Annotated in this window: 13 protein-coding genes; 12 read left to right on the top strand and 1 reads right to left on the bottom strand. The window is 68.4% G+C overall.

Translation table 11 applies throughout. The annotated features are described in order from the left end of the window. The 3 genes from AC08OO_RS01410 to AC08OO_RS01400 form a co-directional block, all read left to right on the top strand. Window positions 1-1,309: DNA-directed RNA polymerase subunit beta (locus AC08OO_RS01410; protein WP_476618157.1), on the top strand; the 1,309-nt coding region annotated here is incomplete at its 5' end. 105 nt (window positions 1,310-1,414) lie between these two features. After that, window positions 1,415-5,302: a DNA-directed RNA polymerase subunit beta' gene (locus AC08OO_RS01405; RefSeq protein WP_476605936.1), complete on the top strand. Its 3,888-nt coding sequence runs from the start codon at window positions 1,415-1,417 to the stop codon at window positions 5,300-5,302. A gap of 337 nt (window positions 5,303-5,639) precedes the next feature. Continuing rightward, on the top strand, window positions 5,640-6,500 hold the full coding sequence (locus AC08OO_RS01400) for an RluA family pseudouridine synthase (RefSeq protein ID WP_476618160.1): 861 nt from the start codon (window positions 5,640-5,642) through the stop codon (window positions 6,498-6,500). Here the strand turns inward: AC08OO_RS01400 and mug are convergent. After that, the gene (mug, locus tag AC08OO_RS01395; protein ID WP_476608870.1) at window positions 6,477-7,064 is read right to left on the bottom strand and encodes a G/U mismatch-specific DNA glycosylase; all 588 of its coding nucleotides are present in this window, start codon (window positions 7,062-7,064) and stop codon (window positions 6,477-6,479) included. The two genes, AC08OO_RS01400 and mug, sit on opposite strands and share 24 nt — an antisense overlap. Before the next feature lie 552 nt (window positions 7,065-7,616). Here mug and rpsL point away from each other — a divergent pair. The 9 genes from rpsL (at window position 7,617) to rplB (ending at window position 15,070) form a co-directional block, all read left to right on the top strand. Further along, window positions 7,617-7,991 carry a 30S ribosomal protein S12 gene (rpsL, locus tag AC08OO_RS01390; protein WP_009740532.1) on the top strand — a complete coding sequence of 125 codons (375 nt, stop codon included), beginning with the start codon at window positions 7,617-7,619 and terminating at the stop codon, window positions 7,989-7,991. Continuing rightward, the gene (gene rpsG, locus AC08OO_RS01385) at window positions 7,991-8,461 is read left to right on the top strand and encodes a 30S ribosomal protein S7 (protein WP_009740531.1); all 471 of its coding nucleotides are present in this window, start codon (window positions 7,991-7,993) and stop codon (window positions 8,459-8,461) included. Before rpsL ends, rpsG begins: the two co-directional genes overlap by 1 nt. A gap of 6 nt (window positions 8,462-8,467) precedes the next feature. Beyond that, on the top strand, window positions 8,468-10,564 hold the full coding sequence (gene fusA, locus AC08OO_RS01380; protein ID WP_011435037.1) for an elongation factor G: 2,097 nt from the start codon (window positions 8,468-8,470) through the stop codon (window positions 10,562-10,564). A 73-nt stretch (window positions 10,565-10,637) separates the two neighbouring features. Further along, entirely contained in the window at window positions 10,638-11,831 is a 1,194-nt protein-coding gene (gene tuf / locus AC08OO_RS01375; protein WP_011435038.1) for an elongation factor Tu, read from the top strand. Window positions 11,832-12,129: 298 nt separating this feature from the next. After that, the gene (rpsJ, locus tag AC08OO_RS01370) at window positions 12,130-12,438 is read left to right on the top strand and encodes a 30S ribosomal protein S10 (RefSeq protein ID WP_007514815.1); all 309 of its coding nucleotides are present in this window, start codon (window positions 12,130-12,132) and stop codon (window positions 12,436-12,438) included. 17 nt (window positions 12,439-12,455) lie between these two features. Then, window positions 12,456-13,163 carry a 50S ribosomal protein L3 gene (rplC, locus tag AC08OO_RS01365; protein ID WP_476608872.1) on the top strand — a complete coding sequence of 236 codons (708 nt, stop codon included), beginning with the start codon at window positions 12,456-12,458 and terminating at the stop codon, window positions 13,161-13,163. Then, window positions 13,160-13,897 carry a 50S ribosomal protein L4 gene (gene rplD, locus AC08OO_RS01360; protein WP_011435040.1) on the top strand — a complete coding sequence of 246 codons (738 nt, stop codon included), beginning with the start codon at window positions 13,160-13,162 and terminating at the stop codon, window positions 13,895-13,897. The genes rplC and rplD overlap by 4 nt, the downstream gene beginning before the upstream one ends. Beyond that, window positions 13,894-14,190 carry a 50S ribosomal protein L23 gene (rplW, locus tag AC08OO_RS01355; protein WP_011435041.1) on the top strand — a complete coding sequence of 99 codons (297 nt, stop codon included), beginning with the start codon at window positions 13,894-13,896 and terminating at the stop codon, window positions 14,188-14,190. The genes rplD and rplW overlap by 4 nt, the downstream gene beginning before the upstream one ends. 46 nt (window positions 14,191-14,236) lie before the next feature. Further along, a complete protein-coding gene (gene rplB, locus AC08OO_RS01350) occupies window positions 14,237-15,070 on the top strand; it encodes a 50S ribosomal protein L2 (protein WP_011435042.1) in 834 nt (277 codons plus the stop codon). The last annotated feature ends 69 nt before the right edge of the window (window positions 15,071-15,139 follow it).

Here is a 15,139-nt window from a genome sequence, read left to right as displayed (position 1 = left end):
TCTCGTCCAGGACGACGTGCTGTCCTCGATCCACATCGAGGAGCACGAGGTCGACGCCCGCGACACCAAGCTCGGCCCGGAGGAGATCACCCGGGACATCCCGAACGTCGCCGAGGAGGTTCTCGCCGACCTCGACGAGCGGGGGATCATCCGGATCGGCGCCGAGGTCTCGCCCGGCGATGTCCTGGTCGGCAAGGTCACACCCAAGGGCGAGACCGAGCTGACCCCCGAGGAGCGCCTGTTGCGCGCGATCTTCGGGGAGAAGGCCCGGGAGGTCCGTGACACCTCGCTGAAGGTGCCGCACGGTGAGTCCGGCAAGGTCATCGGCGTGCGGGTGTTCTCCCGCGAGGACGGCGACGAGCTCCCGCCCGGGGTCAACGAGCTGGTCCGGGTCTACGTCGCCCAGAAGCGAAAGATCACCGACGGGGACAAGCTTGCCGGCCGGCACGGCAACAAGGGTGTCATCGCCAAGATCCTGCCCGTCGAGGACATGCCCTTCCTCGAGGACGGCACCGCCGTCGACGTCGTGCTCAACCCGCACGGCGTGCCGCGCCGGATGAACCTCGGCCAGATCCTGGAGACCCACCTCGGGTGGGTGGCCAAGACCGGCTGGCAGGTCGACTCCGGCACCGAGGACTGGAAGGAGCGGCTGCGTGGCATCGGCGCGGACGCCGCCTCGGCCGGCACCAATGTGGCGACCCCCGTCTTCGACGGTGCCCGCGAGGAGGAGATCACCGGTCTGCTCGACTCCACCCTGCCCAACCGCGACGGCATCCAGCTGATCGGCTCCTCCGGCAAGGCCAAGCTGTTCGACGGCCGGACCGGTGAGCCGTACCCCTACCCGGTGGCGGTCGGCTACATCTACATCCTCAAGTTGCTGCACCTGGTCGACGACAAGATCCACGCCCGGTCGACCGGTCCCTACTCAATGATCACCCAGCAGCCCCTGGGTGGTAAGGCGCAGTTCGGTGGCCAGCGGTTCGGCGAGATGGAGGTGTGGGCGCTGGAGGCGTACGGCGCCGCCTACGCCCTGCAGGAACTGCTGACCATCAAGTCCGACGACGTCGTGGGCCGGGTCAAGGTCTACGAGGCGATCGTCAAGGGCGAGAACATTCCGGAGCCCGGTATCCCGGAGTCGTTCAAGGTGCTCATCAAGGAGATGCAGTCGCTGTGCCTCAACGTCGAGGTGCTCTCCAGCGATGGCGTGCAGATCGAGATGCGTGACACCGACGAGGACGTCTTCCGTGCGGCGGAGGAACTCGGGATCGACCTGTCCCGGCGTGAGCCGAGCAGCGTCGAGGAGGTCTGACGGACGCCGGGGGTCCGACGCACCCGCCCTGATGGGCGGCGAGGCCCCCGGCGGCTCCATCCGACTCCAGCGTCCCGACCGAGAAAGAGAGAGCAGGCGACAGTCTTGCTGGACGTCAACTTCTTCGACGAACTGCGCATCGGTCTCGCCACCGCGGATGACATCCGCCAGTGGTCGCACGGTGAGGTCAAGAAGCCCGAGACGATCAACTACCGCACCCTGAAGCCGGAGAAGGACGGGCTCTTCTGCGAGAAGATCTTCGGTCCGACCCGGGACTGGGAGTGCTACTGCGGCAAGTACAAGCGGGTCCGGTTCAAGGGCATCATCTGTGAGCGCTGTGGCGTCGAGGTGACCCGGGCCAAGGTCCGCCGTGAGCGCATGGGCCACATCGAGCTGGCTGCGCCGGTCACCCACATCTGGTACTTCAAGGGTGTCCCGAGCCGCCTCGGCTACCTGCTGGACCTCGCGCCGAAGGACCTCGAGAAGGTCATCTACTTCGCCGCGTACATGATCACCAAGGTGGACGCGGACGCCCGCCACCGCGATCTGCCGACCCTCGAGGCCCGCATCGGCGTCGAGAAGCAGCAGCTCGAGGACAAGAAGAACGCCGACGTGGAAGTCCGGCAGAAGCGGCTCGAGGCCGACCTCGCCCAGCTTGAAGCCGAGGGCGCCAAGGGCGACGCGCGCCGCAAGGTCCGAGAGTCGGCCGAGCGCGAGATGCGCCAGCTCCGCGACCGTTCGCAGCGCAAGATCGACGACCTGGACCGCGTCTTCGACCGGTTCAAGAACATGAAGGTCCAGGACCTGGAGCCGGACGAGCTGCTCTACCGCGAGCTGCGCGACCGGTTCGGTGCGTACTTCGACGGCGGCATGGGCGCCGAGGCGCTGCAGCGCCGGCTGGCCGACTTCGACCTGGCCGCCGAGGCGGAGTCGCTGCGCGAGACCATCCGCAGCGGCAAGGGGCAGAAGAAGGCCCGTGCGCTCAAGCGGCTCAAGGTCGTCTCCGCGTTCCTGAACACCCGCAACTCCCCGATGGGGATGGTGCTCGACTGCGTCCCGGTGATCCCACCCGATCTGCGCCCGATGGTGCAGCTCGATGGTGGCCGGTTCGCCACCTCGGACCTCAACGACCTGTACCGCCGGGTGATCAACCGGAACAACCGGTTGAAGCGGCTGCTCGACCTCGGCGCGCCCGAGATCATCGTCAACAACGAGAAGCGGATGCTGCAGGAGGCCGTCGACGCGCTGTTCGACAACGGCCGCCGCGGCCGGCCGGTCACCGGCCCGGGTAACCGCCCGCTGAAGTCGCTGTCCGACATGCTCAAGGGCAAGCAGGGCCGGTTCCGCCAGAACCTGCTGGGCAAGCGGGTCGACTACTCCGGCCGTTCGGTCATCGTCGTCGGTCCGCAGCTCAAGCTGCACCAGTGCGGTCTGCCCAAGCAGATGGCGCTGGAGCTGTTCAAGCCGTTCGTGATGAAGCGCCTGGTGGATCTCAACCACGCGCAGAACATCAAGTCGGCGAAGCGGATGGTCGAGCGGGCCCGCCCGGTCGTGTGGGACGTGCTCGAGGAGGTCATCACCGAGCACCCCGTGCTGCTCAACCGGGCGCCGACCCTGCACCGCCTCGGCATCCAGGCCTTCGAGCCGCAGCTCGTCGAGGGCAAGGCCATCCAGATCCACCCGCTGGTCTGCACGGCGTTCAACGCCGACTTCGACGGCGACCAGATGGCGGTGCACCTGCCGCTGTCCGCCGAGGCGCAGGCCGAGGCGCGGATCCTGATGCTGTCGAGCAACAACATTCTCTCGCCCGCATCGGGCCGGCCGCTGGCGATGCCGAGCCTCGACATGGTGACCGGGGTGTTCCACCTGTCCCGTCTGGCCGAGGGGGCGCTCGGCGAGGGGCGGGCGTTCTCCAGCGTCGCCGAGGCGCAGATGGCCTTCGACGCCCGGGAGATCACCCTTCAGGCGAAGATCAGGGTGCGGTTGCGGGACACCACCCCGCCGTCGGACTGGGTCCCGCCCGCCGACTGGGTCACCGGGGACGTGTTCACCCTGGAGACCACGTTCGGTCGTTGCCTGCTCAACGAGGCGCTGCCGGAGGGCTACCCCTTCATCAACGCCCAGCTGAACAAGAAGGCCCAGGCCGCGATCGTCAACGACCTGGCCGAGCGGTACCCGAAGATCCAGGTAGCGGCGACCCTGGACGCCCTGAAGAGCGCTGGTTTCTACTGGGCCACCCGGTCCGGGGTCACCGTCGCGATCGAGGACGTCGTCGCGCCGCCGAACAAGGCCGAGATCCTCGACGACTACGAGCAGCGCGCCGACCGGGTCCAGAAGCAGTTCGACCGCGGCTTCCTGTCCGACGAGGAGCGCCGCAGCGAGCTGGTCCAGATCTGGACCGAGGCGACCAACAAGATCGCCGAGGCGATGGAGGAGAACTTCCCGGCGACCAACCCGGTCTACGTGCTGGTCAACTCCGGAGCCGCTGGAAACATGATGCAGATCCGGCAGCTCGCCGGCATGCGTGGTCTGGTCTCCAACCCGAAGGGTGAGATCATCCCGCGGCCGATCAAGGCGAACTTCCGCGAGGGCCTGACCGTGCTGGAGTACTTCATCTCCACCCACGGTGCCCGTAAGGGACTCGCCGACACCGCCCTGCGCACCGCGGACTCGGGGTATCTGACCCGGCGGCTCGTCGACGTCAGCCAGGACGTCATCGTCCGCGAGGAGGACTGCGGCACCGAGCGCGGCATCCTCACTCGGATCGCCCGCAAGGGCGCCGACGGGGTGCTGGTCCGGGACCGGTACGCCGAGACCTCGGCGTACGCGCGGACCCTGGCCTCCGACGCGATCGACGCGAACGGCGAGGTCATCGTGCCCGCCGGCACCGACGCCGGGGACGTCGCGATCAGCCAGATCATCGAGGCCGGTATCGAGCAGGTGCGGGTCCGCTCGGCGCTGACCTGCGAGTCCCGGATGGGGGTGTGCGCCCAGTGCTACGGGCGCTCGCTCGCCACCGGCAAGCTGGTTGACGTCGGTGAGGCCGTCGGCATCGTCGCCGCGCAGTCCATCGGTGAGCCCGGCACCCAGCTGACGATGCGTACCTTCCACAGCGGTGGCGTCGCCGGCGACGACATCACCCAGGGTCTGCCGCGTGTCGTCGAGCTGTTCGAGGCGCGCAGCCCGAAGGGCAAGGCCCCCATCACCGAGGTCTCCGGCCGGGTGAAGATCGAGGAGACCGAGAAGACCTTCAAGGTTGTGGTGGTGCCGGACGACGGCAGCGACGAGATCGCCTACCCGGTCTCGCGGCGTTCGCGCCTGCGGGTCCGCGAGGGCGACCACATCGAGGTCGGCAGCCAGATTGTCGACGGTGCCGTCGACCCGCACGAGGTGTTGCGCATCCTCGGGCCGCGCCAGGTCCAGCTCCACCTGGTGGACCAGGTCCAGGAGGTCTACCGGTCGCAGGGTGTGTCGATCCACGACAAGCACATCGAAATCATCATCCGCCAGATGCTCAAGCGGGTGAACGTTCTCGAGTCGGGCGACACCACCCTGCTGCCCGGCGAGCTCTGCGAGCGGGCCCGGTTCGAGGCGGAGAACCGTCGGGTGGTGGAAACCGGTGGCCAGCCGGCCTCGGCCCGCCCGGTCCTCATGGGGATCACCAAGGCGTCGCTGGCGACCGAGTCGTGGCTGTCGGCGGCCTCCTTCCAGGAGACGACTCGGGTGCTCACCGACGCGGCGATCAACGCCCGGTCGGACTCGCTCGTCGGCCTGAAGGAGAACGTCATCATCGGAAAGCTCATCCCGGCCGGCACCGGGATCTCCCGGTACCGCAACATCCGGGTCGAGCCGACCGAGGAGGCACGTGCGGCGATGTACTCCGTCGGTGCCTACGAGGACGGCGGCGTCGAGTACGGTGCGTTCGGCACGGGCTCCGGCCAGGCGGTCCCGCTGGACGAGTTCGACTACCGCAGCTCGGGAGACTTCCGCTGAGCAGGTCGCGCGTAAGCAGGTCGCGAGGCTGACCGAGCGGAGCTGACCAGAGCCCGATCGATCAGGACCGGCCCGGCGCCCTCACCAGGGTGCCGGGCCGGTTGCGCGTCCAGGTCCGAAGCCCGCTGGTGGGACAGCGCGCAGAGGCGAAAATCGGCAGGACAGGGGCAGGTACATGCGGTGGCGGTGGAAGGTGGCGGCGGCGTGATTCTGACCGGCGACCACGACGACCTGAGTCGGTTGGCCGCGCCTTGTCGGACAGTGGTCATCGAAGCGCTCCCCGGCAGTGGACGTGACCGGGGCTGACCGCGAGTGGACCGAGATCCGCCGGGAACGAATGATCTACGAGGATGAGGCCATTCTCGTGCTCGACAAACCCGTCGGCATCTCGGTCATGGGAGAGCGGCACGACACCGATCTCGTTACCCTCGCCGGGGATGACGGCGAGGAGCTGTTCCCGGTGCACCGCATCGACAAGGTCACCTCGGGCCTGGTGCTCTTCGCCCGGCAGTTGCGGTTCCACGGTGATCTCACCCGGCAGTTCCAGCGCCGCACGGTGGACAAGCGCTACCTCGTCCTGACCCGCACCCGCGGACTGCCCGCCTCGGGGACCGTCGACCTGCCGCTGAGTGTGGGGCGCAAGAGCCGGGTCCGGGTGGCGGCGAACCGGGCCGACATCATGGCCGACCTGGCGGAGGTGGCCCCCTTGGCGGAGGTGGCCCCCTTGGCGGAGGTGGCCGACCTGGCGGAGGCGGCCCGGGCAGAGGTTGGCTCGTCCGGCGCCGGCGCCGGCGCCGGCGCCGGACGCTGGACAGTTCCGCCCGCCGCGGTGTTCCCCCACGTCCGGACATACCCGTCCGTCACAACCTTCATCCGGGTGTGGGAGGGCGGCGAGTACACCCTGCTCGCGGTCACGCCGGTCAGCGGGCGGCGCCACCAGATCCGGGTGCATCTGGCCTGGATCGGGCACCCGATCGAGGGCGATCCGCTGTTCGGCCGCGATGCCACCGCCCGCACCCTGCTGCACTCGTGGCGGCTCGCCTTCGATGCGGCTTGGGCCGGTGGCTCCCGCATCGAGGTCGAGGCGCCCCCCGGAGCCGACTTCTGGGCCCCGGTACGCGCGCATCTGCCGGCAGGCCTGGCTGCGACCCTCCTCGGAAATGTGGCGGGTGGGTCAGGAATAGGCGGTTTCGCGTAGCTCGCCGTAGACCCGGACCAGGTCGGGCAGCTGGTAGTGCGCGTTCAGGCCGCTCGGATTGGGCAGGAGCCAGACGCCGGCGGGTCCCAGGGTCTCCGCCTGGCGGCCGACCTTCGCGCCGCGGCGTCCGAACCCGATCCGGTAGGCGGCCAGGCCGAGGAAGGCCACCCACCGGGGTGCGACCCGTTCGACGAGTTCGGTGAGCCGGGGCACGCCGGCGCGGACCTCGTCATCGCTGATCTCGTCGGCGCGCGCGGTGGAGCGGTGGACGAGATTGGTGATGCTGATGCCCCGGCGGACCAGTTCGTCGGTCTCGCTGGGATGCAACCGGCGTGGGGTGAAGCCGGCGAGGTGCAGCACCGGCCACAGCCGGTTGCTCGGCGTGCCGAAGTGAAAGCCGGTGGCCCCGGACTCGAGGGACGGGTTGATCCCGCAGAGCAGCACGACGGTGGCCGGGGCGACCAGATCCGGGACGGTGGTCCCGTAGGCCGCGAGCAGCGCGTCCCGGCTCGGCCGGCGTCGGGTGGGGGCGGCCGCGAATCGTGCGCTGGCTGCGTCAGACATGTCCTCGCGGGCCTCCGATGCCGGTATCGTGCTGTCCCGTACAGCGTGCCAGTAGGTCCAGCGTGCCAGTACGGGGGGCCGTGCTGGTGCCCGCCTGTGCCGTTCGTCGAGTGCGTACGCCCGTCGCGTGCATAGTGCGCGTGGGGTCTGCGTGGGATTTCGCCGGACACCCCCGTTCGACACCTGGCGCGGGCGTGGAGTACTGTTGAGCCCTGTGGTCGGAGTCCACGTGGCTCCGGCGTGCGTCCTGCACTTCGATGTGGCGCCGTGGTGCTCGCTAGGTTGACGTAAAGTCACTATTCGGGTATCCGTCGGCGACTGTCGAGCTCGGTTCCGCAAAGCGGACGGGCGGGCTGGCGTGCTCCTCGCCGGAACTGGATCATTGCATCGAGGTTTCGGTCGAATGGCGCGACACGCCCGACCGCGTGGGTCGGAGAAGCCGCTCGAGGACACTCCGGTGGATCGGGTGCGGACCACAGCAGCAGGTAGGCCGGCGTACCGGTCTGGTTGCCCAAGGCAGTACGACGAGGCGTGACAGGAACGGGAGCGGCGTTGCCCACGATCCAGCAGCTGGTCCGCAAGGGCCGGCAGGACAAGGTCGAGAAGACCAAGACCCCGGCACTCAAGGGAAGCCCTCAGCGTCGTGGTGTGTGCACCCGCGTCTACACGACCACCCCGAAGAAGCCGAACTCGGCCCTGCGCAAGGTGGCCCGGGTCCGGTTGAACAGCGGGATCGAAGTCACCGCCTACATCCCCGGGGTCGGCCACAACCTGCAGGAGCACTCGATCGTCCTGGTTCGCGGTGGCCGAGTGAAGGATCTTCCGGGTGTCCGGTACAAGATCGTCCGAGGCGCTCTCGACACGCAGGGCGTCCGTAACCGTAAGCAGGCTCGTAGCCGCTACGGCGCGAAGAAGGAGAAGGGCTGATGCCGCGCAAGGGGCCTGCGCCCAAGCACGCCGTGGTGGTCGACCCGGTGTACGGGTCGCCGCTGGTGACCGCGCTGGTGAACAAGGTGCTGTTGAGCGGTAAGAAGTCGGTCGCGGAGCGCATCGTGTACGGCGCACTCGAGGGTGCGAAGAACAAGACCGGCAACGACCCGGTCGTCACGCTCAAGCGCGCGCTGGACAACGTCAAGCCGACGCTGGAGGTGCGCAGCCGCCGGGTGGGTGGTGCCACCTACCAGGTTCCGGTCGAGGTTCGCGCCGGCCGGAGCACTACCCTCGCGCTGCGCTGGATCGTCGGCTACTCCCGGGCTCGTCGCGAGAAGACGATGACCGAGCGGCTGATGAACGAGCTCATCGACGCAAGCAACGGCCTCGGCGCCAGCGTGAAGCGCCGGGAGGACACCCACAAGATGGCGGAGTCCAACAAGGCCTTCGCCCACTACCGCTGGTGATCCGACATGCCATCTGACGTACGTTCCTTGCTGGCCGGGACCCGCAACATCGGGATCATGGCCCACATCGACGCGGGCAAGACCACCACCACCGAGCGCATCCTCTTCTACACCGGTGTGAACTACAAGATCGGTGAGGTCCACGAGGGCGGCGCCACGATGGACTGGATGGAGCAGGAGCAGGAGCGGGGGATCACCATCACCTCCGCGGCCACCACCTGTCTCTGGCGCGACCACACCATCAACATCATCGATACCCCCGGCCATGTCGACTTCACCGTCGAGGTGGAGCGCTCGCTGCGGGTCCTTGACGGTGCGGTCGCGGTCTTCGACGCGGTCGCCGGAGTCGAGCCGCAGAGCGAGACGGTCTGGAAGCAGGCCGACCGTTACAACGTCCCGCGTATCGCCTTCGTCAACAAGATGGACCGGGTCGGTGCCGAGTTCCACCGCTGCGTGGAGATGATGATCGACCGGCTCGACGCGACGCCGGCCGTGATCCAGCTCCCGTGGGGCGTGGAGGCCGACTTCCGCGGTGTCATCGACCTGGTCCGCATGAAGGGCCTCCTCTGGAAGACCGAGGACAAGGGCGCCTCCTACGAGACCGTCGACATCCCGCGGGATCACCTTGAGGCCGCGCAGGAGTGGCGCGACAAGCTCCTCGAGACCGTCGCTGAGAACGACGACGAGCTCATGGAGCTCTACCTCGAGGGTGAGGAGCCCTCCACGGAGCAGCTCGTCGCAGCCCTGCGCCGCGCGACTCTGGCGAGCAAGGTCAACCCGGTGCTGTGCGGTTCGGCGTTCAAGAACAAGGGCGTCCAGCCCATGCTCGACGCCGTCGTCGACTTCCTGCCGAACCCGCTGGACATCGGCGCCACCGTCGGCCATGCGGTCGGTGACGAGGAGACCGAGGTCCGCCGGGAGCCGAGCGAGGACGAGCCGTTTTCCGCGCTCGCCTTCAAGATCATGAGTGACCCGTACGTGGGTAAGCTGACCTACATCCGGGTGTACTCCGGCAAGCTGACTGGTGGTTCGCCGGTGCTGAACTCGACGAAGGACCGCAAGGAGCGTGTCGGCCGCATCCTGCAGATGCACGCCAACCACCGGGAGGACCGGGAGGGCGTCGGGGCGGGACAGATCGTGGCCGTGGTGGGGCTGAAGAACACCACCACGGGTGACACGCTCTGCGACCCGAACGCCCCGGTGATCCTGGAGTCGATGACGTTCCCGGCGCCGGTCATCCACGTCGCGATCGAGCCGAAGACCAAGGCCGACCAGCAGAAGCTGGGCACCGCCATCCAGCGGCTCGCCGAGGAGGACCCGACCTTCCAGGTCCGCACCGACGAGGAGACCGGTCAGACGATCATCGCTGGCATGGGCGAGCTGCACTTGGATGTGCTGGTCGACCGGATGCGCCGCGAGTTCGGTGTCGAGGCGAACGTCGGCAAGCCGCAGGTGGCCTACCGGGAGACGATCCGCCGCAAGGTGGAGAAGGTCGACTACACCCACAAGAAGCAGACGGGTGGATCCGGCCAGTACGCTCGGGTGATCATCAACCTGGAGCCCTCCGGCGGCGACGGCGGTGGCTACGAGTTCGAGAACAAGGTCACGGGTGGTCGCATCCCCCGGGAGTACATCCCCTCGGTGGATGCGGGCTGCCAGGAGGCCATGGAGTTCGGCGTGCTCGCCGGCTACCCGCTGGTGGACGTCAAGGTCACCCTGCTCGACGGCCAGTTCCACGACGTCGACTCGTCCGAACTCGCATTCAAGATCGCCGGTTCGATGGCGTTCAAGGACGCGGCCCGCAAGGCCGACCCGGTGCTGCTCGAGCCCCTGATGGCTGTCGAGGTCACCACCCCCGAGGACCACATGGGTGACGTGATCGGCGACCTGAACTCCCGCCGTGGGCAGATCCAGGCGATGGAGGAGCGGGGCGGCTCCCGGATCGTACGGGCGCTGGTGCCACTGTCGGAGATGTTCGGCTACGTTGGTGATCTTCGGTCGAAGACCTCCGGCCGGGCGAGCTACTCCATGCAGTTCGACTCCTACGCCGAGGTTCCCGCGAACGTCGCCAAGGAGATCATCGCCAAGGCCCGGGGAGAGTGAGCGCCCTCACGGCGTGAGCAATACCCCTACCTGACTACACCGCACGACACCACCCGTCCTTGGAGGGACACCCGTGGCGAAGCAGAAGTTCGAGCGGACGAAGCCGCACGTCAATATCGGCACCATTGGTCACATCGACCACGGCAAGACGACCCTGACCGCGGCGATCACCAAGGTCCTGCACGACGCCTACCCGGACCTCAACCCCTTCACGCCGTTCGACCAGATCGACAAGGCGCCGGAGGAGAAGGCCCGCGGCATCACGATCTCGATCGCCCACGTCGAGTACCAGACCGACACCCGGCACTACGCGCACGTCGACTGCCCGGGACACGCTGACTACATCAAGAACATGATCACCGGTGCCGCTCAGATGGACGGCGCGATCCTGGTCGTGTCCGCCACCGACGGCCCGATGCCGCAGACGAAGGAGCACGTGCTCCTCGCCCGCCAGGTCGGCGTGCCCTACATCGTCGTCGCCCTGAACAAGGCCGACATGGTTGACGACGAGGAGATCCTCGAGCTCGTCGAGCTGGAGGTCCGGGAGCTGCTGAGCTCGTACGAGTTCCCGGGCGACGACGTTCCGGTCGTCCGGGTCTCCGCGCTCAAGGCGCTGGAGGGCGACAAGGAGTGGGGCGCCAAGCTCCTCGAGCTCATGGCGGCGGTCGACGAGTCGATCCCCGAGCCGCAGCGTGACATCGACCGGCCGTTCCTCATGCCGATCGAGGACGTCTTCACGATCACTGGTCGTGGCACCGTGGTCACCGGTCGCGTCGAGCGCGGAATCGTCAAGGTCAACGAGACCGTGGAGATCGTCGGTATCAAGCCGGAGACCACCTCCACCACCGTGACCGGTGTCGAGATGTTCCGCAAGCTGCTCGACGAGGGGCGTGCCGGCGACAACGTCGGTCTGCTCCTGCGCGGTATCAAGCGGGAGGACGTCGAGCGCGGCCAGGTCATCGTCAAGCCGAAGTCGATCACCCCGCACACGGTGTTCGAGGCTCGCGTCTACATCCTCAACAAGGATGAGGGCGGACGGCACACGCCGTTCTTCAAGAACTACCGCCCGCAGTTCTACTTCCGCACCACCGACGTGACCGGCGTCGTGACCCTCCCCGAGGGCACGGAGATGGTCATGCCGGGGGACAACACCGAGATGACGGTCGAGCTGATCCAGCCGATCGCCATGGAGGAGGGTCTGCGCTTCGCCATCCGCGAGGGTGGCCGGACCGTCGGCGCGGGCCAGGTTACGAAGGTTCTCAAGTAGTAGCCGTGGGCGGTGGGTCCGGGCGTGTGTACGGACCCACCGCCCACTGCGCTGCCTGACCAGGCAGGGCTCTCGCGAGACTCGGCTGCCGAGGACAACCGGCCGCCGGCAAGGGACGCAGCCCGGTCCCGGTCGACACGTCGAGCGGGACCGGCACGAGACAGCGGTACAACCGGCAGGTTCTTTCCGCCGGCGGCGGGGCGCCAGGCTCGCCGCGCGGCCGGCGGTGAGGATCTACGGGCGGTGACCCGGTAGCGATACCGGCCGGACGAGACAGACAGGACAGGCGAAGCCCACCATGGCGGCACAGAAGATCCGCATCCGGCTCAAGGCCTATGACCACGAGGTCATCGACAGCTCGGCGCGGAAGATCGTCGAGACGGTGACGCGGACGGGCGCGCAGGTCGCGGGACCGGTGCCGCTGCCGACGGAGAAGAACATCTACTGCGTCATCCGGTCGCCGCACAAGTACAAGGACAGCCGCGAGCACTTCGAGATGCGGACGCACAAGCGGCTGATCGACATTCTTGACCCGACGCCCAAGACGGTCGACTCGCTTATGCGCCTCGACCTGCCCGCCGGCGTCGATATCGAGATCAAGCTGTAAGAGGGGCCGGCGCAGTCATGCTCATCCGCAACTACAGAGGGCTCCTGGGCACCAAGCTCGGGATGACCCAGGTATGGGACGCGAACAACCGCGTCGTGCCGGTCACCGTCATCAAGGCCGGACCCAACGTCGTCACGCAGGTCAAGACGCCTGACTCGGACGGCTACTCGGCCGTTCAGCTCGGTTACGGCGAGGTCGACCCGCGTAAGATCAACAAACCCGCCCGCGGCCACTTCGCCACCAGCGGGGTGGCGCCCCGGCGCCACCTCGTCGAGCTGCGGACCGCCGATGCCGGCAACTACCGGCCCGGCCAGGAGCTGACCGGCGAGGTGTTCTCCGCCGGGACCGTCGTTGACGTCACCGGCACCTCGAAGGGCAAGGGGTTCGCCGGTGTCATGAAGCGTCACGGGTTCAAGGGTCTGGGCGCGGGGCACGGCGTCGAGCGCAAGCACCGCTCGCCGGGGTCGGTCGGCGGCTGCGCCACGCCCGGTCGCGTGTTCAAGGGCCTGCGCATGGCCGGCCGGATGGGTCATGTGCGCACCACGACCTCGGGGCTGACGATCCACGCCGTCGACACCGAGCGTGGCTATCTGCTGGTCAGGGGTGCGGTGCCCGGCCCGGATGGTGGTCTGGTCCTCGTGCGCAGCGCGGCCAAGCGCCCGGCGCCCGAGGCCATCGCCCCGGTGGCCGAGCTGGCCGGTACCGGTGAGGAGGTCTCGGCATGAGCCGGGTGGCCACATCCGACCCGAGCGTCACCGCGCGCACCGTCGCGGTGCACGCGCCGAACGGGGGCGAAGGCGGCAGTGTCGAGCTGCCCGGTGGCGTGTTCGACGTGCCGCTCAACATCCCGCTGATCCACCAGGTCGTGGTGGCGCAGCTCGCGGCGGCCCGCCAGGGCACGCACGACACGAAGACCCGCGGCGAGGTCCGCGGCGGTGGCCGCAAGCCGTATCGGCAGAAGGGCACCGGCCGGGCCCGGCAGGGATCGCTGCGGGCTCCGCAGTTCACCGGCGGTGGCACCGTACACGGCCCCACACCGCGCAGATACGACCAGCGGACCCCGAAGAAGATGAAGGCCGCCGCGCTGCGCGGCGCGCTGTCCGACCGGGCCCGCAACAACCGGGTGCACGTGGTGTCCTCGCTGGTCTCCGGCGAGACGCCGTCGACGAAGAGCGCGGTCACCGCGCTGCGGACGATCGCCGACACCCGCCGGGTGCTGGTGGTGGCAAGCCGTTCGGACGAGCTGACCTGGAAGAGCCTGCGCAACGTCGCGGCGGTGCACCTGCTCGACCCGGGCCAGCTCAATACCTATGACGTGCTGGTGAGCGACGACGTGGTCTTCATCGAGGATGCGCTGGCCGCGTTCCTTGCTCGTGACACCCGTCCGGCAACCTCCACCGCCGGGACCGAGGCTGCCGCGGGCACCGAAGGTGTGGCCGGGGCGGAGGAGAACAAGTGATTCCCGACCCGCGTGACGTGATCCTGCGGCCGGTCGTCTCCGAGAAGAGCTACGGCCTGCTCGACGAGAACGTCTACACCTTCATCGTGCGTCCGGACGCGAACAAGACCCAGATCAAGCTCGCGGTCCAGCAGATCTTCAATGTGCGGGTCCTGCGGGTGAACACCATCAACCGGCAGGGCAAGCGCAAGCGGACCAAGCACGGCTGGGGACACCGGTCCGCCTCCAAGCGGGCCCTGGTGAGCCTGGCTCCCGGTGACACGATCGAGATCTTCGGAGGCCCCGGTGCCTGAGCGCGTGCGCTCCGTGGCGGCGGTGGGTCCAGGACGGTAGGAAGCCATGGGTATTCGTAGGTACAAGCCGACGACGCCGGGGCGTCGTGGTGCGAGCGTGGCCGACTTCGTCGAGATCACTCGTGACCACCCGGAGAAGTCGCTGGTCCGCCCGCTGCACTCCAAGGGCGGGCGCAACGTCCACGGCCGGATCACCACCCGGCACCAGGGCGGCGGGCACAAGCGGGCGTACCGGGTCATCGACTTCCGGCGGGACAAGGACGGGGTGCCGGCCAAGGTCGCGCACATCGAGTACGACCCCAACCGCACCGCCCGGATCGCGCTGCTGCACTACCTCGACGGCGAGAAGCGCTACATCCTCGCGCCGGTCAAGCTCAGGCAGGGCGACACGGTCAGTTCCGGCGTGGGCGCCGACATCAAGCCCGGCAACGCGCTGCCGCTGCGCAACATCCCGACCGGCACGGTGGTGCACGCCATCGAGCTGCGTCCCGGCGGTGGTGCGAAGATCGCCCGTAGCGCCGGCACGAGTGTGCAGCTCGTCGCGAAGGACGGCCCCTACGCCCAGCTGCGGATGCCCTCCGGTGAGATCCGCAACGTGGATGTGCGCTGCCGCGCGACGGTCGGCGAGGTCGGCAACGCGGAGCAGAGCAACATCAACTGGGGTAAGGCCGGCCGGATGCGCTGGAAGGGTCGCAGACCCACCGTGCGCGGTGTCGCGATGAACCCGGTCGACCATCCGCACGGTGGTGGTGAGGGTAAGACCTCCGGCGGTCGTCACCCCGTCAACCCCAAGGGCCGTCCGGAGGGGCGGACCCGGGCGACCCGCAAGTCGTCCGACGCGCTCATTGTGCGTCGTCGCAAGCAGAACAGGCGGCGGTAATGGTGATCTCCAGGCCCCGGGCCGCGTCGGCCACCAGCGCGCCGCCGACCAGCCGTACCCATCGGATCT

The organism is Frankia sp. CeCAU1, from assembly GCF_977971845.1.
The sequence above is the reverse complement of the archived record's forward strand: the minus strand, read 5'-3'. Positions and strand labels throughout refer to the sequence as shown.

What these genes read in the sequence shown, in the direction of transcription:
- fusA (WP_011435037.1), top strand. Translation starts at nt 8,468, where the DNA reads ATGCCATCTGACGTACGTTCCTTGCTGGCCGGGACCCGCAACATCGGG.
- rplD (WP_011435040.1), top strand. Translation starts at nt 13,160, where the DNA reads ATGAGCCGGGTGGCCACATCCGACCCGAGCGTCACCGCGCGCACCGTC.
- AC08OO_RS01400 (WP_476618160.1), top strand. Translation starts at nt 5,640, where the DNA reads ATGATCTACGAGGATGAGGCCATTCTCGTGCTCGACAAACCCGTCGGC.
- rplB (WP_011435042.1), top strand. Translation starts at nt 14,237, where the DNA reads ATGGGTATTCGTAGGTACAAGCCGACGACGCCGGGGCGTCGTGGTGCG.
- rpsG (WP_009740531.1), top strand. Translation starts at nt 7,991, where the DNA reads ATGCCGCGCAAGGGGCCTGCGCCCAAGCACGCCGTGGTGGTCGACCCG.
- rpsJ (WP_007514815.1), top strand. Translation starts at nt 12,130, where the DNA reads ATGGCGGCACAGAAGATCCGCATCCGGCTCAAGGCCTATGACCACGAG.
- mug (WP_476608870.1), bottom strand. Translation starts at nt 7,064, where the DNA reads ATGTCTGACGCAGCCAGCGCACGATTCGCGGCCGCCCCCACCCGACGC.
- rplC (WP_476608872.1), top strand. Translation starts at nt 12,456, where the DNA reads ATGCTCATCCGCAACTACAGAGGGCTCCTGGGCACCAAGCTCGGGATG.